Raw genomic sequence first — 18,315 nt, forward strand, 5'->3', positions numbered from 1 at the left:
CAGCCCGGTGTCGGTGTGCGACGTCGCCGTCCCCGGCTGCGGGTCGACCGGCACGCCGTCGCGGCGCAGCTCGAAGCTGGCCAGGTCCGGCTCGCCGTTCGCCGCCCACGTCAGCACCACCTGGCCGTCGCCCGGCGCGGCGGTGAAGCCCGACGGCGCCGCCGGCGGGGTCGTGTCCCGCGGCGTGGCCGACACCGTCGCGGCCGGTGACCGGTTGCCGTGGACGTCGACGGCCACCAGCGTCCAGGTGTAGGTCGTGCCGTTGACCAGCCCGGTGTCGGTGTGCGACGTCGCCGTCCCCGGCTGCGGGTCCACCGGCACGCCGTCGCGGCGCAGCTCGTAGCCGGCCAGGTCCGGCTCGCCGTTCGCCGCCCACGACAGCACCACCTGCCCGTCGCCCGGCGCGGCGGTGAGGTCCGCCGGGGTGGCCGGGGGCGTCGTCTCGTGCGGCGTGGCGCTGGCCGGCGCGGACTCCGGGGAGCGCATGCCCGCGCGGTGCACGGCCACGACGGTGAAGGTGTACTCCACACCGTTGACCAGGCCGGTGTCGGTCCAGCTGGTGCCGGTCACGGTCGCCACCTCGACGCCGTCGCGCAGCACGACGTAGGACGTCACGTCGGGGTGGCTGCTCGCCGTCCAGGTCAGGTCGACCCGGCGGTCCCCCGGGGTGGCGACGAGGTCCCACGGTGGGGACGGGTTCGACGGCGTGGCGGTCACCGGCGCCGACGCGGCGGACCGGTTGCCGACGGCGTCGACGGCAACCAGCCGGTACTCGTAGGAGCGGTCGTTGACCAGGCCGGTGTCCAGCCACGCCGTCGTCCCCGCCGGCACGGTGGCCACCTCGACGCCGTCGCGCAGCACCCGGTAGGAGGCGAGGTCCGGCTCCTCGTTCGCCGTCCAGCGCAGCCGGACCTCCGCGTTGCCCGGTGCGGCGGTCAGCCCGACCGGCGCCGCCGGCGCCGTGGCGTCCTGCGGGGTGGCCGCGACGGCCGGCGACGACGGTGCCGACCAGTTGCCCGAGGTGTCGCGCGTCTGCACCGCGTAGGTGTAGGTCGTCCCGTTGACGACGGCGGTGTCCGGCTGCGCGGTCACCCCGGCGCCGCCGGGCACGTCGATCAGCGTCGTCCCGTCCGGGCCGGTCCGCACGACGCGGTAGGCGGCCGCGTCGGTCGACGCGCTGCGCGTCCACACGAGGTCGACGCGGCCGTCCCCCGCGGTAGCCGACACCCCGGTCGGCGGCGCGGGAGGCACCGAGTCGCGCGGGGTGCCGGAGGCCGGAGCGCTGCGCACGCCCTCGTACGGCGTGAAGAGGAACCCCTGCGTCCGGGTGGTGACGGTGACCGCGTAGGTCCGGCCGTTGGTGAGGCCGGTGAGCCGCGCCGTCGTCGTGGGAGCGGCAACGCTCGCCGCCGGCTCGGTGTCCGCGTCGAGGTAGACGTTGTAGCCGGTGAGCGCGGTCTCCGGGGCCGCCGACCAGGCGACGTCGAGGTACCGGTCGCCCTCCGCGGTGACCCGGACGTCGGCCGGCGGGACGGGCTGCTGCGTGCTGACCGGGTCCAGCGACGGGGTGCGCATCGGGGCCGAACCGCCGCAGAGGGTGGCCAGGCAGAACACGAGCAGGAGCGCCAGGACGCGCCAGAACCAGGCCGCGCGGCGCCGGCGGCGCTCGTCGTCCCGGTCGGGCGGGCCGGCGTCCTGCCTCCCCACGGGGCCTCCCGTCCGCATGCCCGCGGGCGCGAGCGGCGGAGGAAGCTTCGGCAGCCGGGCGGGAACCTTGAGTCGTACGCCACCCGTCGTCGGCGGTCAGCGGGCCGCGGCGTCCGCGGCCGGTGCCGGGACGGCGGTCCGCGGGCCGCTCCGCCGGGTGGCGAGCACGCAGCCCAGCAGGATGAGCGGCAGCCCGATCGCGAGGCCGAGGGTGAACGGCTCGCCGAGCAGCAGCACGCCGAGCAGCACGGCCACCGCCGGGTTGAGGAAGGTGATCACCAGCGCACGCTGCGGCCCCACCTCGCGGATGAGCGCGAAGAACAGCGCCAGGGCCAGCGCGGTGCACACCACGCCGAGCAGCGCCAGCGACAGCAGCGCGCGCCCCGAGGCGGCCGGCAGCCGCGGCAGGTCGGCGAGGGCGAACGGCGCGTAGACGACGGCGGTGACGGTGAGCGCCACCGCGCTGGCGGCCACGCCGGTCACGTCGGGCAGCGCCCGGGTCACCACCATCGGCGCGGTCGCGTAGCCGACGACCACCAGGGCGAGCGCCCCGATCGGCAGCAGCTCGGCGGCTCCGACGTCCAGGCCGAGCAGAGCGACGATGCCGCCCAGACCGATCACCAGACCGGCGACGCGCACCGGCGTCAGCCGGTCGACGTCGCCCGACAGCCGCGCGGTCAGCGCCGCCACGAACGGCACCGTGGCCACCAGCAGCCCGGTGAGCGAGCTGGTCAGCGACTGCTCGCCCCACGACAGCAGCAGCCACGGACCGGTCATCTCCAGCACCGTGAACAGCAGCAGCGGCCGCCAGCGCCGCAGCGCCGGGCGCAGCTCGCCGCGGGCGATCGTCCAGGGCAGCAGCAGCGCCGCGCCGATCACGCACCGGGCGACCACGACCAGCACCGGCGACACCTCGTCGACGGCCACCTTGATCAACAGGTACGGGATGCCCCAGATGACGGACATCGCGAGGAACAGCACCCAGCCCCGTCGGCTCATCGCGGCGTCACCCGGCCATTGTCACGGCCGGGTGGACCGGGCCGGCAGCGGCTCACCACTCGGTGCGGACGAACACCTCCACGACGACGGCCAGGACGGCGGAGCCGGCCAGCCACCACCGCCGCGACGCCGGCGGCAGGAACGCCGTCGCCGCCACCACCCAGACGGTGAACGGCAGCCAGATGCGCTCGGTCTCCCCCCGGACCAGCCCGGTCAGGTCGCTGACCAGCATCCCGGCGAGCGCGGCCAGCGGCAGGACCGCGACCGGGACCCGCCGCACGCCGGCCAGCCCGCCGACCGCGGCCGGACCGGCGACGACCGCGGCCGCGGCGAGGTTGGCGAAGACGAAGAAGGCGAACGGCCGGTCGGCGTACGAGGGCCCCGACCGCACCCGCTCGGCGGCCGCGGCGAGCCCCTCGAACCACGCGTAGCCGCCGGCGGCGAACAGCCCGAACACCACCACGACCCCGAGCGCGCCGACCGCCAGCAGGCGCAGCACGCCGCCCCCACCCAGCCGGTCCCGCTGCACGAGGACGACGCCCAGCGCGACCAGACCCAGCGCGGCGAGCCCGAACGACAGGAACAACGCCAGGCCCAGCAGCAGCCCACCGGTGAGCGCCCGTAGATCGGCCCCCGGCCCGGGCTCGCGCGCCGCGGCCAGCGCGAGCGCGGCCATCCCCCACGCCGCCACCCCGGCGAACAGCGCGTCGGCGCTGGTGGCGACCACCAGCGCGGTGGGCGCCAGCACGGCGAACGGCGCCACGCCGCGGGCGGTCGCCTCGTCGGCCAGCGCCCGGACCGCGACCAGCACCGCCGGCACCGCCGACGCACCGACGGCGATGCAGAGCGCCGCCCCACCGGCCAGCGCGCCCGGCCCCAGGCGGTCGGCCAGCACGAACGCCAGCAGCGCGCCGGGCGGGTGGCCCGCGACGTGCGTCGTCCACGGGTCGGCGGCGTCGGCCGGCACCGACGCGGTGAACCCGGCGAGGAACCCGCCGAGCGAGCCCACCCGGTCGACGTCGTACGGGTACTCGTAGCGGCTGGCCAGCGGCTCGGTCAGCCGGGTCAGGCCGCCGCTGAGTCCCAGGGCGCACGCCCACAGCGCCGCCCCGGCCCCCGCGGCGGCGAGCAACGCGCGCCAGCCCAGCCGCGCCGCCAGCCGGGGCGCCCACGCCACGCCCAGCGCGCCGACCACGACCGGCAGCACGGCGCCGGGCGTGACCACCGCGGTGAACCCGCCGCGCAGCACCACACCGCCGAGCAGGTGCAGGTCGGTGCCGGCGCGGTCGAGCAGCCCTCCGACGATCCCGACCGCGACGACGACGGCGGCGGTGAGCAGCACAGCCAGCAGCGGCCGGCGCTCCGCCCTCCGGGACGGCGCCCGGTCGGGGCGGGCGTCGGCTCGGCTCACCACCGGCAGGGTAGGTGGCCGGCCGCGCCGGTGCCGTCCGGCCGCACCCGGCCGGGGTGCCGCATCCGCGCGGGCCGCCGGCTGCGAACACCCCGCGATGGTCGTCCAACGCGGATACGGTCCGGGCGTGCCCGACGTCGTGCTGCCCTGCCTCGACGAGGCCGGCGCCCTGCCCTGGGTGCTGTCGCGACTGCCCGACGGCTACCGGGCCATCGTCGCCGACAACGGCTCGACCGACGGCTCCCCGCAGATCGCCGCCGACGCCGGAGCGCTCGTGGTGCACGTGCCCGAGCGGGGCTTCGGCGCGGCGGCGCACGGCGGCCTGGACGCCGCGACCGCCGACGTCGTGTGCTTCTGCGACGCCGACGGGTCGATGGACCCCGCCCAGCTGCCCCGCGTCGCCGACCCGGTGCTCGCCGGCGAGGCCGACCTCGTGCTCGGCCGCCGCCGGCCCACCGGCCGGGGCGCCTGGCCGCTGCACGCCCGGGTCGCCAACACCGCGCTCGCCGTGCTGCTGCGCCGCCGCACCGGCCTCGCGCTGCACGACCTCGGCCCGATGCGCGCCGCCCGCCGCGAGGCGCTGCTCGGGCTGGACCTCGGCGACCGCCGCTTCGGCTACCCCCTGGAGATGGTGACACGGGCGTCGGACGCCGGCTGGCGGATCCGCGAGGTCGACGTCGACTACGCCCCCCGCGCCGAGGGCACGCGGTCGAAGGTGACCGGCACCCTGCTCGGCACGTACCGGGCGGTCCGTGACATGCGCCGGGTGCTGGCCCGGTGAAGGTGCAGCTCCTGGTGATCACCAAGGCACCCGTGCCCGGCCGGAGCAAGACCCGGCTCAGCCCGCCGTGCACGCCGGAGCAGGCCGCGGCCATCGCCGCCGCCGCGGTCGGCGACACCCTCGACGCGGTCCGGGCGACCCCGGCCGCCCGCCGCGTCGTGGCCCTCGACGGCTACCGCGGCCCGCTGGACCTCACCGACTGCACCGTCGTCCCCCAGGCGGACGGCGACCTCGGCACCCGGCTGGCCGCCGCCTTCCGCGACGCCATGGCCGGGCCGGACGGCGACCTGCCGACCCTCCTCATCGGCATGGACACCCCGCAGGTGACGCCGGAGCTGCTCACCGGCTGCCTGGCCCGGCTCGCCGAGGGCGGGCCCGGCACCGCCGTGCTCGGCGTTGCCCCGGACGGCGGCTGGTGGGCCCTCGGGCTGCACTCCCCCGGCCCGGCCGCGGTGCTCGCCGACGTCCCGATGTCGCGCGACGACACCGCCGCGCGCACCCGCGAGGCGCTCGTCGCCGCCGGGCTGGCCCTGCTCGACCTGCCGGAGCTGACCGACATCGACCACTTCCCCGACGCGGTCGCCGTGGCCGCGGAGTGCGGCCCCGGCACCCGCACCCGGCGCGTGGTCGAGGAGATCGCCGCCGCCCTGGGGGGTGCCGCGTGACCGTGCCCGCGGGGCCCCGCGGGGAGCGACCGTGACGCGCGCCGCCGACCGGCTCGACCGGCTCCTCGGCGCCCGGTTGCCCGGCCCGCCCGACGGCCTGCGCCGCGGGCCGTTCCGCCGCGACGCCTTCCCCAGCCCGCTGCACTCCGAGCGGCGGGCCGCTAACACCGGGGTGTGGCTCGGCGCGGCGTTCCTCGTCTGCTTCCTCACCGGCGTGCTGAGCGACCAGATCCAGGACCCCCAGGGCTGGTTCACCTGGCCGGCGTCGCCGGTGTGGGCCTACCAGGTGACGCAGGGCGTCCACGTCGCCGCCGGGCTGGCGGCCATCCCGCTGCTGCTGGTCAAGTTGTGGACGGTCCACCCGCTGCTGTTCGAGTGGCCGCCCGCCGGCTCGCCGGCCCGCGCGGTGAGCCGGCTGTCGGTGCTCGTGCTGGTCGGCGCCGGCGTCTTCGAGCTGGCCACCGGGCTGGTCAACATCGCCCAGTGGTACCCGTTCGGCTTCTTCTTCCCGACCGCGCACTACTGGACCGGGTGGATCGCCATCGGTGCGATCTCGGTGCACGTGGGCGCCAAGGCCGCCGAGATCCGCCGCGGGCTGGCCCGCGCCGGCTCCCCCGGTCGGACGGCGGGACTGGCGCCTGACGCCGCGGTGGAGGTGCGCGAGCGGGACGCCGCCGCCGAGGAGCACGCCGTGTCGCGGCGGGCCCTGGTGCTGGCGACCGGGCTCGGCGTCAGCGCCGTCACCCTCACCACCGTGGGCCAGACGCTGCGACCGCTCGGCCCGGTCGCCGTCCTCGCGCCCCGCCTGCCGACCGTCGGGCCGCAGGGCGTGCCGGTCAACCAGACCGCCGAGAACGCCGGCGTCCTGGAGACCGCGCGGGCCGACGACTACCGGCTGGTCGTGGCCGGCCCGCAGCGGCTGGAGCTGTCGCCGGCCGACCTGAGGGCCCTGCCGCAGGCCACCGAGCGGTTGCCGATCGCCTGCGTCGAGGGGTGGAGCGCGTCCGGCGACTGGACCGGCGTCCGGCTGCGCGAGCTGCTGCGGCTGGCCGGGCTGCCCGCCGGCACGGCGGTACGGGTGCTCTCGCTGCAGCCGGGCGGGCGGTACGACTCCAGCGTCGTCGACGTGCCGCAGGCGGCCGACCCGCGCACGCTGCTGGCGCTGCGCCTGAACGGGGAGCCGCTGAGCCTCGACCACGGGTTCCCGGTGCGGCTGATCGCCCCGAACCGGCCCGGCGTGATGCAGACCAAGTGGCTGCGGCAGGTGGAACCGGCGTGACCACCGACGTCCCGCCGTCCGCGGCGACCGCCGACCGGCTGGCCGCCGACCCCTACGCGTCCGACCCCGACCGGCCGCTGGCCTCGGCCGTCCGGCCGTGGTGGCGGTGGCTGTTCGTCGTCCCCGGGCTGCTCGCCGTCGGCTGGGGCGTGCTCGGGGTGCTGCAGCACCCCGAGGATGTGCCGCTCGTCCCGTGGCTGGCCTGGTTCGTCGGCGGCGTGCTGGTGCACGACCTGCTCGTCGCCCCGCTGGTGGCCGCGGTCGGCACGCTGCTGGCCCGGCTGCTGCCCAGGCCGGCCCGGGCCCCGGTCGTGGTCGGGCTGGTCGTCAGCGCGCTGCTGATCGTGCTGGCGATCCTGTTCGTCCTGGACCCCGGGGACGTCGACGAGCCCGGCTTCCTGCCGCTGGACTACGGCCGCAACCTCTCGCTGCTCGTCGGTGCCACGCTGCTGGTCGCCGCGGTCTGGGCCGTCGTGGCCACGGTCCGCGCCCGCCGCTGACCGGTGGAGCGGAACCGGACCGGGGCGTCGCGCCGCTTGCGCCGTCCGGCGCGGGTGGGTGGGATGGCGGCCGTGGACGCCGGGAGCCGCTTCGCCGCACTCGTCGACGCCCTGTCCGGCGAGCCCGGGGTCGCGCTGCCGGACGCCTCCGGCGGACGGCGGTTCGGCGCGGACACGTTGCGGGTCGACGGTTCGATCTTCGCGATGGCGGTGCAGGGCAGGGTCGTGCTCAAGCTCCCGCGGGAGCGGGTCGCCGAACTGGTCGACGCGGGCGCGGGTGCACCGTTCGAGAACGGCAGCGGCCGGCGGATGCGCGAGTGGGTCGCACTGGCGGGCGACCCGGCCGACGACGAGGCCCTCGCCCGCGAAGCCCTCGCCTTCGTGGGCGCCCGCCGCTGACCTCCCGGCGAGCGCCCACCGCCGACCCGGGGACCGCTCCCCGCCGCGTGGTCGCTCCCCGTCGCGAGGTCGCTCCCCGCCGCGTGGTCGCTTCCCGTCGCGAGGTCGCTCCCGTCGCGGGGGTGCTCCCGGCCGCGGGGGTCACCCGCCGACCGGGCGCACCCCCGTCGCGGCTCACCCCGCGTAGTGGCGGGCGAAGTCGCGGAACCGGCTCAGCGACAGCCAGACACCGAAGGCGAACAGCGGACGCACCATCGGCCAGCCGAGGCGACCCAGCGCGCCGAGCGGGAGGTCGAGCTGCTCGGACCAGACGAAGGTCGAGCCGGCCAGCTTCGGCACCACCTCGAAGGTGCCGGTGCCGCGCACGACCTTCCCGGTGTGGCGCACGTCGATCCGCCGCGGCGGATCCCAGGCGGTGATCACGAACGTGTCCAGGACGCCCCGCCGACGCCCGCCGACCGGCAGCCCGGTGACGGCGCGGACCTGCCCACCGACGCCGTGCGCCGCGCCGCCGACCGGTGCCACGTCGGTGAGCAGCATCCACTCACCCTGGCGCGACCAGTCGGCCAGCGCGGCGAACACCTGCTCCGGCGGTACCTCGACGTCCATCGACAGCGTCAGCTCAGGCACCCGTTCGCTCCCCGTGCTCGGCCGTCGGGTCCTGCGGGCCGGCGGCGGCGCCGTCACCGTCCGGTGCTCCACCGGGGGCCGCGCTGTCAGCAGACGACGCCGCGGACCCCTCCTCGCATTCCCGCAGGCGGCCGCGGAGCAGCGCGAGTTCCAGGTCGCGCTCGTCGAGGGCCTGCGCGAAGCGGTCCAGCAGCCAGTCGACCTCGGTCATCCGGTACCCGCGCACCGTGACCGACAGGGTGAGCGCCCGCACGTCGTCGCCGGTCACCGGCCGGTCGTCGGGCAGCTCGACCGGCGAGCGGTCGAGCTCGGCCGGCGGCTGGGTCTCGCCGCGGCCGAGCAGCACCGACGCGCCGAGGAACAGCAGCCCGGCGACGAGCAGGACGCCGACGACCGAGGCCAGGAACCCGAGCACGGTCAGGCGTCGCTGGGCCCGGTGGGCGGCGGCAGCGAGCGCATGCCGCCGCCGGGGACACCCTCCCGCTGCCGGGCGGACTCGGCCTCCTGGATCTGCTGGACGACCTCGTCGACGTCGTCGGTGACGCTGAACAGCTCCAGGTCGACGGCGCTGATCGTGGCGGACTCGACCAGGGTGGCGCGGATCCACTCCACCAGCCCGCTCCAGTAGTCGCTGCCGAACAGGATGACCGGGAAGCGGGTGACCTTGCGGGTCTGGACCAGGGTGAGCGCCTCGAACAGCTCGTCGAGCGTGCCGAAGCCGCCGGGCAGGATGACGAACGCCTGCGCGTACTTCACGAACATCGTCTTGCGGACGAAGAAGTACCGGAACGAGATGCCGACGTCGACCCACTCGTTGAGCTCCTGCTCGAACGGCAGCTCGATGCCCAACCCCACCGACAGGCCGCCGGCCTCGGAGGCGCCGCGGTTGGCCGCCTCCATCGCGCCCGGCCCGCCGCCGGTGATCACCGCGAAGCCGGCGTCGGCGAGCGCGGCACCCAGCTTCATCCCCTCCGCGTAGTGCGGGTGGTCGCGGGGCGTGCGGGCGCTGCCGAACACGCTGACCGCGCGCGGCAGCTCGGAGAGCAGGCCGAACCCCTCGACGAACTCGCTCTGGATCCGGAGCACCCGCCACGGGTCCGTGTGCACCCAGTCGGTCGGGCCGCGACGGTCGAGCAGCCGCTGGTCGGTCGTCGTCCCGGCGTACCGGGGGTCGGGCTCCCCGCCGCGCAGCAGGATCGGTCCGCGGTGGCGGGTGGGCCGCCGGCGGCGGCCGTCGGGCGGTTCGACGGTCACGGGTTCCCCCCAGACAGGTAGGTGACGAGGGCGTCCTCGGCCGGCTGCAGCCGGTCGAGGCGGACGTGCTCCTCACGGGTGTGGGCCAGCTGCGGGTCTCCCGGCCCGAAGTTGACGGCCGGGATGCCGAAGGCGGCGAACCGGGAGACGTCGGTCCAGCCGAGCTTGGCCCGCGGCGGGCGCCCGACGGCGGCGACGAACGCCGCGGCGGCGGGTTCGGCCAGCCCGGGCAGCGCGCCGCCCACGTTGTCGGCGACGGTCAGCGTCGCGCCCTGCGCCAGCGCGGCGGCGAAGACCTCGCGGACGTGCGCCTCGGCGGCGTCCTCGTCGCGGTCGGGGGCGTAGCGGAAGTTGACCGTGACCGAGCATTGGTCGGGGACGACGTTGCCGGCCACCCCGCCCTCGATGCGGACGGCGTTGAGCCCCTCCCGGTAGTGGCAGCCGTCGATCTCGACCTCGCGCGGCCGGTAGGCGGCCAGCGCGGTCAGCACGTCGCCGGCTGCGTGGATCGCGTTCTCGCCCAGCCAGCTGCGGGCGCTGTGCGCGCGCCGGCCGTGCAGCTCCAGGACGGCGCGCATGGTGCCCTGGCAGCCGGCCTCGATCTCGCCGTCCGTGGGCTCGAGCAGGATCGCCAGGTCGCCGTACAGCCACCCGCGCCGCTCGCGGGCCACCCGACCGAGCCCGTTGAGCGCGAAGTCGACCTCCTCGTTGTCGTAGAAGACGAACGTGAGGTCGTGCACCGGCTCGGCGCCGTGGACGCCGAAGCGCGCGGCCAGCCGCAGCATCACCGCGTCGCCGGACTTCATGTCGCTGGTGCCGCAGCCGTAGAGGGCGCCGTCGGCCAGCCGCGCGGGCACGTTGCCGGCGATCGGCACGGTGTCCAGGTGCCCGGCCAGCACCACGCGGGTCGGGCGGTCGAGGTTGGTGCGGGCGAGGACCGCGTTGCCGACCCGGTCGACCTCCAGGCCGCCGACGCCCCGGAGCGCCGCCTCGACGGCGTCGGCGAGCGCCTCCTCGGTCCCCGAGACCGACGGCGCGTCGACCAGCGCCCGCGTCAGCCCGAGGACGTCGGCGGACAGGTCGAGCGGCGGCACGGTTCCCACGGGCGCCGAGCCTACGGGCGACCCGGCCCGCGGGCCGGGGTGCCGGCCGGGCGCCAAGGTCAGGGTCCCCTCCGCGGGCCGGCGGCCCGTGCGTCGCCCGGCGGCCGGGACGCCGCCCCGGCCTCGGTACCGTTGCCGCCCGTGAGTTCCGCTGCGCCCGTCTCCGCCCACGCCGTCGGCCTGGCCACCGTGACCCCCGCCGGGACGGTGCTCGACACCTGGTACCCCGCCCCGCGCCTGGGCGCGCCGGAGGGCGCCGCGCCGGGCACGACCCGCCTCGGCGCGTTGGAGCTCGCCGGCGAGCTCGGCCCCGACTTCGGCGGCCTGGTGCGCAGCGACGAGGCCCGCGGCGTGGAGGTCGTCGGGGTGCGGACGACGATCGCCGACCTCGCCGTCCCGCCCGCCGACACGCACGACGTCTGGCTGCGGCTGCACCTGCTCTCGCACCGGCTGGTCCGCCCGCACGGCGCGGACATGACCGGCGTCTTCGGCCTGCTCACCAACGTGGCCTGGACCAGCGCCGGCCCCGTGGAAGCGGCGACGCTGAACCTGCCACGACTGCGGGCGGCGTTCGGCGGGGTCACCGTGTACGGCGTCGACAAGTTCCCGCGGATGGTGGACTACGTCGTCCCCTCCGGCGTCCGGATCGCCGACGGCGACCGCGTGCGGCTCGGCGCCCACCTGGCCGAGGGCACCACGGTCATGCACGAGGGCTTCGTCAACTTCAACGCCGGCACCCTCGGCCCGTCGATGGTCGAGGGCCGCATCAGCGCCGGCGTCGTCGTCGGCGCCGACAGCGACGTGGGCGGCGGGGCGTCGATCATGGGCACCCTCTCCGGTGGCGGGACGCAGGTGATCTCGATCGGCAGCGGCTGCCTGCTCGGCGCGAACGCCGGCATCGGCATCTCCCTCGGCGACGGCTGCGTCGTCGAGGCCGGGTGCTACGTGACCGCCGGTGCACGGGTGACCCTGCCCGACGGCTCGGTGGTCAAGGCGCGCGAGCTGTCGGGCCGCGACGGGCTGCTCTTCCGCCGCAACAGCGTGACCGGCGCACTGGAGGCGCTGCCCCGCGCCGGCAGCTGGGGCGCGCTGAACGTCGACCTGCACGCCAACTGACCCCCGGCCCCCCTAGGGCATTGGAAGCTTTGCCTGCCGATCGAAGCCGGATGAGCAGGCAAAGCTTCCTATGCCCCGGGGAATCTGCTCCAGGGGGATCAGGTGAGGTGGGCGGGCTGCTCGGCGGGTGCGGCCAGGTGCTCGAGCAAGGCGACGACGAACTCCTGGGGCCGCTCCACGTGCGGTGAGTGCCCCACCTCGGGCAACGCGACCTCGCGGTAGGCGCCCCCGGCGGCGGCGTACCGGTCCAGGACGGCGCGCATCTGGGTCACCATCGGCTGCGGCGGGAACGCCTCCGCGCCGGGCCAGCCGGGCACCGCGCCGACCGAGCCGAGGAAGGCGAGGTCGAACGCCGAGGTGTCGGAGATGATCTGGTCGGCCTCGCCGCGGATCCACAGCACCGGCGGCTTGCGCGGCAGGTCGACGATCCCCGAGACGTCGAAGACCGTCGGCGCCACCGTGTTGAGCACGCCCCGCCGACCGGGTGCGGTGCCCGGCCAGGCGTCGGAGGTCGTCGCGTCGCCCGGGTAGTGGTCCTGCCCGGTGCGGGTCGACAGCATGGACGCGACGAAGACGTCCTCCAGCCGCGGGTCGAGGGGCAGCGAGCCGGGGGCCACGTAGAAGGCGCGCAGCACCGACCGCGGGCTCGTGGCGGCGTCGGCCGTGGTGTCGCCCGCCTCGAGCGCCGCGACGAACTCCGGGTTGGCCACTCCCCCGCCGGACCCGGCGCCGTCGGCGTGCACGAGGCGGCCGTCGGGGCCCGCCGTCCCGCCGAACCCGTACGGCGACATCGGTGCCACCAGCGCCACCGAGGCCACCCGGTCGGGTGCGTCCAGCAGGTGCTGCAGGACGACGCCGGCGCCCAGGCTCCATCCGACGAGGTGGACGCGCTCCAGCCGCAACGCCTCGACCAGCGCACCGAGGTCGTCGGACCAGTCGCGCACGCCGCGCGTGGCGTCGACCGGCAGCGGATCGGTGCCGCCGAAACCACGCAGGTCGACCGCGAGGGTCCGGTGGAGGCCGGTGCCGTGCACGGCCAGCATGGTGTGCTGCCAGAACAGCGCCGAGCTCACGTTGCCGTGGACGAAGACCACGGCCTCGCCGCCGGTCGGGTCGACCTCCCCGGGGTGCAGCACCGACTGGTTCAGCCGCGCGGTCGGCTCCGCTCTGGCGGTGATGCCGGGCAGCAGGACGTCGTCCATCGGGCTCCTCGGGTCGCGCGGACGGTCCGGACACGCTAGCCAGGCACGCGGCCCACGCGACAGGCCCCGCCCCCGCGTCGGAACGGGGGACGCGCAGGTTGCACTCCTACAGTCGGTGCGATGACCGCCGCCCGCACCGCCCCGCGCCCGGCCGGGACCCGGGCCCGCGGCGCCGCCGGACGGCCGGCCGCCCGCCGGCGACCGGCCTCGTCCGGGCACCGGCGGCCGGTGACGGGCGGCCGGCGACCAGTCCCCCGCGGACGGCGCCCTGCCGCGCGGGCCGCCCGGAGCTGGAGCCCGCCCCGCTGGTGGCCGGTCCTCGTGGTGGTCGCGGCCCTGGTCGGGGGCGTGGTGTGGAACGCGCAGCGGCCGGAGCCGCCGGCGTTGACGGGCACCTGTTCGGTGGCGGGCACCTCGATCGAGCTCACCAGCGCGCAGGCGGCCAACGCCGCGACCATCGCCGCCGTCGGCCGGGCGCGCGGGCTGCCCGAGCGGGCCGTCGTGGTCGCCCTGGCCACGGCGCAGCAGGAGTCGCGGCTGCGCAACCTCGACTACGGCGACCGCGACTCGCTCGGCCTGTTCCAGCAGCGGCCGTCGCAGGGCTGGGGCACCGAGGCGCAGGTGCAGGACCCGGTGTACGCGGCGAACGCCTTCTACGACGGCCTGGTCGAGGTGCCCGGGTGGCCGGAGATGCGGGTGACCGACGCGGCCCAGCGGGTCCAGCGGTCCGGCTTCCCCGAGGCCTACCAGCGCTGGCAGCCGCTGGGCGAGCAGCTCACCGCCGCCCTCGGCGGCGCGCCGACGGCGCTCAGCTGCTCGTTCCAGCCTGCCCCGGTGGAGGGTCGGCCCAGCGTCCGGACGGCGGCCGCGGCCGCCGCCGCGGAGGCCGAGCTGCGGCTGCCCGCCACCGAGGGCTTCGCCGCCGTCACGCTCGACCCGGCGGCCGGCTGGGCCGGCGCGGCGTGGGCGGTGGCCCACGCCGAGCGGCTGCAACTGGCGGCGGTCGAGTTCGCCGGCCAGCGGTGGACGCCGGAGGCCGGTTGGCTGCCCGAGCCGGGCGCCGGCGACGTCGTCCGGCTCGACATCCCGACCTGAGCGCCCGCGACGCGGGCGTCAGGACAGGCCGATCCTGCCCTGGCCGTACAGCTCGGGGTGCGCGACGTAGGTGAGATCGACCACCCGCGGGCGGCCGTCGGTGCCCGACTGCAGCCAGCGGGCGACGGTGAGCAGCGTCAGCGCGGCGAGGACGGTCAGCACGGCGAGGAGGGTGAACACGGGGACCTCCGGGGGAGGCCGGGCGGTCGACGCCCGGGGCGGCTCTGGGACCGGTGGCGCCGTCCGCGACGGTCCGTGGTGGCGCCGAGGACACCGTGCGCCCCAGCGCTTGCAGCGGACTGGCGGGTCGCTTGCAGCCCGCTGCCGTGGTGGGCTCAGGTCAGGCGGTCAGCCGCTCCGCCGCGGCGGCGACGCGCTCGTCGGACGCGGTCAGCGCCAGCCGCACGTGCCGGGCCCCGGCCGGCCCGTAGAAGGCGCCGGGCGCGGCGACGATGCCCAGGCCGGCCAGCCAGTCGATCGTCGTCCAGCAGTCCTCGTCGCGGGTGACCCAGAGGTAGAGCCCGGCCTCGGAGTGGTCGACCCGGGCCCCCGCCGCCCGGACCGCGTCGAGCAGCACCGCCCGCCGGGCGCGGTACCGCTCGCGCTGGGCGTCGACGTGCGCGTCGTCGTCCAGGGCCGCGGCCATCGCCGCCTGCACCGGGCCGGGGACCAGCAGGCCGGCGTGCCGGCGCACCTCCCACACCCGGCGCACCAGCGCCGGGTCGCCCGACAGCAGGCCCGCGCGGTATCCGGCGGCCGTCGACTGCTTCGACAGCGAGTGCACCGCCAGCAGGCCGGTGTGGTCGTCGCCGGCCACGGCCGGGTGCAGCAGCGAGCGGGGCTGCACGTCCCAGCCCAGGGTGGTGTAGCACTCGTCGGAGACCACCGGCACGCCGTGGGCGCGCCCCCATCCGACCCAGGCGCGCAGCTGGTCGTCGGTCAGCACCCGACCGTGCGGGTTGCCCGGGGAGTTCAGCCAGACGAGCACCGCCCCGGGCGCGTCGGACGGCGGCTCGTCGACCCGGCGGACGGCCAGCCCGGCCAGCACGGCCCCGACCTCGTAGGTCGGGTAGGCGACCTCGGGGACCAGCACCGTGCCCCGGCCGCCCACGTCACCGCGCAGCCCCAGCAGCGTGGGCAGCAGGGCCACGAGCTCCTTGGACCCGATCGTCGGCAGGACGGACGGCTCGGCGCCGAGCGGGTCGGCGACGTGCACGCCCAACCGACGGGCCAGCCAACGGGCGGCCGCCGTCCGCAGCTCGGCCGTGCCCAGCGCCGTCGGGTAGCCGGGCGAGTTGCCCGCCCGGGCCAGCGCGTCGGCGAGCACCGCCGGGGTGTCGTCGACGGGCGTGCCGATGGACAGGTCGACGACGCCGCCCGGGTGGGCTGCCGCGCGGGCGCGCGCGGCGGCCAACGAGTCCCAGGGGAAGTCGGGCAGCGAGTGGGCCGCCCGCGCCGCCGCGGTGGTCAGCGGTCCGGTCAGTGGTCGGAGGCCTGCGGGGGCAGCGCGGCGACCAGCGGGTGGTCCTTGGCGATCTTGCCGGTCTTCGCCGCACCGCCGGGGCTGCCCAGGTCGGAGAAGAACTCCACGTTGGCGTTGTAGAAGTCCTTCCACTTGTCCGGGACGTCGTCCTCGTAGTAGATGGCCTCCACCGGGCACACCGGCTCGCACGCCCCGCAGTCGACGCACTCGTCGGGGTGGATGTACAGCATCCGGTCGCCCTCGTAGATGCAGTCCACCGGACACTCGTCGATGCACGCCTTGTCGAGGACATCGACGCACGGCTGGGTGATGACGTAGGTCACGGGGTTCCCTCCCGGGGACGTGCTGGCGATGACCGCCGGCCGCAGCCGGGGTCGGGCGTTCACTCCAGTATCCCCTGCGGCAGGGGGGCGGGCACGACCGGTCGTCCGCTCTCTCCGCGGGCGGGCGCGGGGACGCCGCCCGGCCGGACGGCGCGCGCCGGGGCAGGATCGGCGCATGCCCGGGCCGCCGTCCGCACCGCCCGCCGTGGCGGCCCTGGAGCGGCTGGCCGCCCGGAGCTGGCGCGGGCTCGAGGAGGAGCCGTACGGCGACTGGCTGCTGCGCGCCGGCGGTGGCTTCACCGGCCGGGCCAACTCGGTCCTCGCGGTCGGCGACCCGCCCGAGCCGCTGCCCGACGCCGTCCGCACGGTCACCCGGTGGTACGCGGCCCGGGGGTTGCGCGCCCGCGCGCAGGTGCCGCTGCCCGGCGCCGAGCAGGCCGACGCCGCGTTCGCCGCGGCTGGCTGGACCGCCGACGAGGACGTCCTGGTGCTCACCGCGCCGCTGGCCGACTGGTCCGCCCCGCCGGTCCGGGTCGACCTGGCCGCCGTCCCGGACGCGGCCTGGCTGGCCGGCTACCGGTACCGGGGCACCCCGCTGCCGCCGGTGGCCGAGGCGGTGCTGGTCAACGCCGACGACCCGGTGTTCGCCGCCGTCCGCCTGGACCCGCCGCCCGCGCCGCTGGCCGCTGTGGCCCGCGGCGCGGTGGTGGAGGACTGGCTGGTCGTCACCGCGGTCACCGTCGCCGAGCGGCACCGACGCCGCGGCCTCGCGACCGCGGTGATGGCCGCACTCGCCGGCTGGGCGCGCGCGCGCGGCGCACGGTCGTGCGTGCTGCAGACGGTGGCCGCCAACGCGCCCGCCACGGGGCTCTACCGCGGGCTGGGGTTCAGCGAGCACCACCGGTACCACTACCGGCTGGGCCCGCCGCCGCCACCGGCCGCGCGGGCGCCGTGACCGCGTCGGCCGGTCGCGGTCGGCGGGCGAGCGTTCCGCCCACGGCCACGGCGGCGGCGAGGGCGCCGAGCAGGAGGTAGGCCAGCCCCCACGCGCCGAGCGCTCCCCCGCCGACCAGCAGCAGGTCGCCCTCGGGCCGCCGGCGGGTCGCGGTCAGCGCGACGGCCAGCCACGTGGCGGCCGGCAGGACGGCGACCAGCCGGGAGCCGGTGACCCGGTGGGTGGCCCGCACGAGCAGCAGGTTCCCCACGACGGCGGCCGCCACCGACACCGGCACGAGCACGCCGCCGATCCGCAGCGGCAGCCAGAAGACCTGGACGACGGCCAGCCAGGCCGCGGCGGCGGTGCCCACGACGGCGCCGGCGAGCAGCACCGTCGCGCGCACCACGCTCATCCGCGCAGGCCGGCGAACAGGTCGTCCTCCCAGCCCTCCGGCCAGCCGCCGGGCGCGCCGCGCTCACCGCGGACCAGCCGGAAGTGCTCGACGCTCATCAGCGGCTGACCCAGGTTGTTCGACAGGGCGAAGAAGGGGCCGTCGACGGTGATCTGCGTGGCGTGCGCACGCATGGCGGCGTCCTTGCGGTCGTGCCAGGCGCGGCCGTCGACGGCGGCGGCGACCCACTCGTCGGGCACGGCGAAGGGCAGCTGGTCGGCGTCGTCGATGCCCTCGAACGGCGACGCGGCACCGGCCGCGGCGAAGGCGTCCAGGGCCTGCTGCAGCACCGTGCGCGGCACGCAGCTCCAGTAGACCTTCGCCACCTGCCAGGCCGCGCCGAGGTCGGGTCGGTGGCCGGGGTCGGCGGCCGCGTCGACGGCGGCCATGGCCACCCGGTGGGCCTGGATGTGGTCGGGGTGCCCGTAGCCGCCCTGCTCGTCGTAGGTGACGACCACCTGCGGGCGGACCTCCCGGACGACGGCGACCGCGTGCGCCACGGCCTCGTCGAGGTCGGCGTTCCAGAAGGCGCGCGGGTGCTCGTTGGCCGGCGTCCCGATCATGCCGGAGTCGCGGTACCTGCCGGCTCCGCCGAGGAAGCGGACGTCGGTGACGCCCAGGGCCGCCATCGCCTCGCGCAGCTCACCGATGCGGTAGCCGCCGAGCTGGTCGGCCTGGTCGGCGGCGAGCTGCGCGAGCTCGGGCACCAGCACCTCGCCCTCCTCGCCCAGCGTGCAGGTGAGCAGGGTGACCCGCGCGCCCTCGGCCACGTAGCGGGCCATGGTGGCGCCCGTGGTGATCGTCTCGTCGTCCGGGTGGGCGTGCACGAGCAGCAGCCGTCGGTCAGCGGTCACCCGGCCATTGTCCCCGGACGCGGTGACCCGGCGGCCGCCCTGTCGTGCCGAGTGGGCCCCGGAGGGGTCCGCGCAGGCGCGACGCAGCAGCTCATCGCAGGTCGGGGACGGCCGTTGGAAGCGGTG

21 protein-coding genes are annotated in these 18,315 nt (G+C 77.0%); 8 read left to right on the forward strand and 13 right to left on the reverse strand.

Translation table 11 applies throughout. The features are described 5' to 3' along the window. From OF117_RS08325 to OF117_RS08335, 3 genes are all read right to left on the reverse strand, one after another. Positions 1 to 1,707 (reverse strand): fibronectin type III domain-containing protein (locus tag OF117_RS08325; RefSeq protein ID WP_263552363.1); only part of this gene is annotated, 1,707 nt, incomplete at its 3' end. 96 nt (positions 1,708 to 1,803) lie between these two features. Next, positions 1,804 to 2,706: a DMT family transporter gene (locus OF117_RS08330; protein ID WP_263552364.1), complete on the reverse strand. Its 903-nt coding sequence runs from the start codon at positions 2,704 to 2,706 to the stop codon at positions 1,804 to 1,806. Positions 2,707 to 2,758: 52 nt separating this feature from the next. Beyond that, positions 2,759 to 4,117 carry a hypothetical protein gene (locus OF117_RS08335; RefSeq protein WP_263552365.1) on the reverse strand — a complete coding sequence of 453 codons (1,359 nt, stop codon included), beginning with the start codon at positions 4,115 to 4,117 and terminating at the stop codon, positions 2,759 to 2,761. Between the two features lie 127 nt (positions 4,118 to 4,244). On the opposite strand from OF117_RS08335, the gene OF117_RS08340 reads away from it, so the two are divergent. The 5 genes from OF117_RS08340 to OF117_RS08360 all read left to right on the forward strand — a co-directional run bounded on the left by OF117_RS08340 (position 4,245) and on the right by OF117_RS08360 (position 7,741). Beyond that, positions 4,245 to 4,898 carry a glycosyltransferase family 2 protein gene (locus tag OF117_RS08340; protein WP_263552366.1) on the forward strand — a complete coding sequence of 218 codons (654 nt, stop codon included), beginning with the start codon at positions 4,245 to 4,247 and terminating at the stop codon, positions 4,896 to 4,898. Then, the gene (locus OF117_RS08345) at positions 4,895 to 5,563 is read left to right on the forward strand and encodes a DUF2064 domain-containing protein (RefSeq protein ID WP_263552367.1); all 669 of its coding nucleotides are present in this window, start codon (positions 4,895 to 4,897) and stop codon (positions 5,561 to 5,563) included. The genes OF117_RS08340 and OF117_RS08345 overlap by 4 nt, the downstream gene beginning before the upstream one ends. Before the next feature lie 31 nt (positions 5,564 to 5,594). Further along, positions 5,595 to 6,842: a molybdopterin-dependent oxidoreductase gene (locus OF117_RS08350; RefSeq protein ID WP_263552368.1), complete on the forward strand. Its 1,248-nt coding sequence runs from the start codon at positions 5,595 to 5,597 to the stop codon at positions 6,840 to 6,842. Next, a complete protein-coding gene (locus tag OF117_RS08355; protein WP_263552369.1) occupies positions 6,839 to 7,342 on the forward strand; it encodes a hypothetical protein in 504 nt (167 codons plus the stop codon). The genes OF117_RS08350 and OF117_RS08355 overlap by 4 nt, the downstream gene beginning before the upstream one ends. Before the next feature lie 63 nt (positions 7,343 to 7,405). After that, positions 7,406 to 7,741 (forward strand): MmcQ/YjbR family DNA-binding protein, encoded by a 336-nt coding sequence (locus tag OF117_RS08360; protein ID WP_263552370.1) that lies wholly within the window; start codon positions 7,406 to 7,408, stop codon positions 7,739 to 7,741. A gap of 174 nt (positions 7,742 to 7,915) precedes the next feature. On the opposite strand, the gene OF117_RS08365 is transcribed toward OF117_RS08360, so the two are convergent. The 4 genes from OF117_RS08365 to dapE are packed head-to-tail and all read right to left on the reverse strand — an operon-like array spanning position 7,916 to position 10,728. Then, positions 7,916 to 8,371 carry an SRPBCC family protein gene (locus tag OF117_RS08365; RefSeq protein ID WP_263552371.1) on the reverse strand — a complete coding sequence of 152 codons (456 nt, stop codon included), beginning with the start codon at positions 8,369 to 8,371 and terminating at the stop codon, positions 7,916 to 7,918. After that, positions 8,364 to 8,786: a DivIVA domain-containing protein gene (locus tag OF117_RS08370; RefSeq protein WP_263552372.1), complete on the reverse strand. Its 423-nt coding sequence runs from the start codon at positions 8,784 to 8,786 to the stop codon at positions 8,364 to 8,366. Before OF117_RS08370 ends, OF117_RS08365 begins: the two co-directional genes overlap by 8 nt. Positions 8,787 to 8,788: 2 nt before the next feature. Then, positions 8,789 to 9,625: a TIGR00730 family Rossman fold protein gene (locus tag OF117_RS08375; protein WP_263552373.1), complete on the reverse strand. Its 837-nt coding sequence runs from the start codon at positions 9,623 to 9,625 to the stop codon at positions 8,789 to 8,791. After that, entirely contained in the window at positions 9,622 to 10,728 is a 1,107-nt protein-coding gene (dapE, locus tag OF117_RS08380; protein WP_263552374.1) for a succinyl-diaminopimelate desuccinylase, read from the reverse strand. Before dapE ends, OF117_RS08375 begins: the two co-directional genes overlap by 4 nt. Positions 10,729 to 10,869: 141 nt before the next feature. On the opposite strand from dapE, the gene dapD reads away from it, so the two are divergent. Beyond that, entirely contained in the window at positions 10,870 to 11,844 is a 975-nt protein-coding gene (gene dapD, locus OF117_RS08385; protein WP_263552375.1) for a 2,3,4,5-tetrahydropyridine-2,6-dicarboxylate N-succinyltransferase, read from the forward strand. A 98-nt stretch (positions 11,845 to 11,942) separates the two neighbouring features. Here dapD and OF117_RS08390 read toward each other — a convergent pair whose 3' ends face one another. Further along, positions 11,943 to 13,046, reverse strand: a complete 1,104-nt coding sequence (locus OF117_RS08390) for an alpha/beta hydrolase (RefSeq protein WP_263552376.1) — start codon at positions 13,044 to 13,046, stop codon at positions 11,943 to 11,945. Between the two features lie 321 nt (positions 13,047 to 13,367). Here OF117_RS08390 and OF117_RS08395 point away from each other — a divergent pair, with 321 nt between their 5' ends. Then, positions 13,368 to 14,141 (forward strand): hypothetical protein, encoded by a 774-nt coding sequence (locus OF117_RS08395; protein ID WP_263552377.1) that lies wholly within the window; start codon positions 13,368 to 13,370, stop codon positions 14,139 to 14,141. An 18-nt stretch (positions 14,142 to 14,159) separates the two neighbouring features. Here OF117_RS08395 and OF117_RS08400 read toward each other — a convergent pair whose 3' ends face one another. The 3 genes from OF117_RS08400 to fdxA form a co-directional block, all read right to left on the reverse strand. Next, entirely contained in the window at positions 14,160 to 14,321 is a 162-nt protein-coding gene (locus tag OF117_RS08400; protein WP_263552378.1) for a hypothetical protein, read from the reverse strand. A 160-nt stretch (positions 14,322 to 14,481) separates the two neighbouring features. After that, positions 14,482 to 15,555 (reverse strand): succinyldiaminopimelate transaminase, encoded by a 1,074-nt coding sequence (gene dapC, locus OF117_RS08405; protein WP_411969433.1) that lies wholly within the window; start codon positions 15,553 to 15,555, stop codon positions 14,482 to 14,484. A 65-nt stretch (positions 15,556 to 15,620) separates the two neighbouring features. After that, positions 15,621 to 15,947, reverse strand: coding sequence for a ferredoxin (gene fdxA, locus OF117_RS08410; RefSeq protein ID WP_263552705.1), 327 nt, complete (start codon positions 15,945 to 15,947; stop codon positions 15,621 to 15,623). 175 nt (positions 15,948 to 16,122) lie between these two features. On the opposite strand from fdxA, the gene OF117_RS08415 reads away from it, so the two are divergent. Next, positions 16,123 to 16,902: a GNAT family N-acetyltransferase gene (locus OF117_RS08415; RefSeq protein ID WP_263552379.1), complete on the forward strand. Its 780-nt coding sequence runs from the start codon at positions 16,123 to 16,125 to the stop codon at positions 16,900 to 16,902. Here the strand turns inward: OF117_RS08415 and OF117_RS08420 are convergent. Continuing rightward, positions 16,835 to 17,296, reverse strand: a complete 462-nt coding sequence (locus OF117_RS08420) for a DUF6113 family protein (protein WP_263552380.1) — start codon at positions 17,294 to 17,296, stop codon at positions 16,835 to 16,837. The genes OF117_RS08415 and OF117_RS08420 overlap by 68 nt on opposite strands. Beyond that, the gene (mshB, locus tag OF117_RS08425; protein WP_263552381.1) at positions 17,293 to 18,189 is read right to left on the reverse strand and encodes an N-acetyl-1-D-myo-inositol-2-amino-2-deoxy-alpha-D-glucopyranoside deacetylase; all 897 of its coding nucleotides are present in this window, start codon (positions 18,187 to 18,189) and stop codon (positions 17,293 to 17,295) included. Before mshB ends, OF117_RS08420 begins: the two co-directional genes overlap by 4 nt. Between the last annotated feature and the right edge of the window lie 126 nt (positions 18,190 to 18,315).

This window comes from Geodermatophilus sp. YIM 151500, from assembly GCF_025716945.1.
In the GTDB taxonomy this organism is placed as follows: domain Bacteria; phylum Actinomycetota; class Actinomycetes; order Mycobacteriales; family Geodermatophilaceae; genus YIM-151500.

Coding starts and splice junctions, on each gene's coding strand:
- OF117_RS08330 (WP_263552364.1), bottom strand. CDS start 2,706: ATGAGCCGACGGGGCTGGGTGCTGTTCCTCGCGATGTCCGTCATCTGG.
- OF117_RS08360 (WP_263552370.1), top strand. CDS start 7,406: ATGGCGGCCGTGGACGCCGGGAGCCGCTTCGCCGCACTCGTCGACGCC.
- OF117_RS08390 (WP_263552376.1), bottom strand. CDS start 13,046: ATGGACGACGTCCTGCTGCCCGGCATCACCGCCAGAGCGGAGCCGACC.
- OF117_RS08415 (WP_263552379.1), top strand. CDS start 16,123: ATGCCCGGGCCGCCGTCCGCACCGCCCGCCGTGGCGGCCCTGGAGCGG.
- OF117_RS08420 (WP_263552380.1), bottom strand. CDS start 17,296: ATGAGCGTGGTGCGCGCGACGGTGCTGCTCGCCGGCGCCGTCGTGGGC.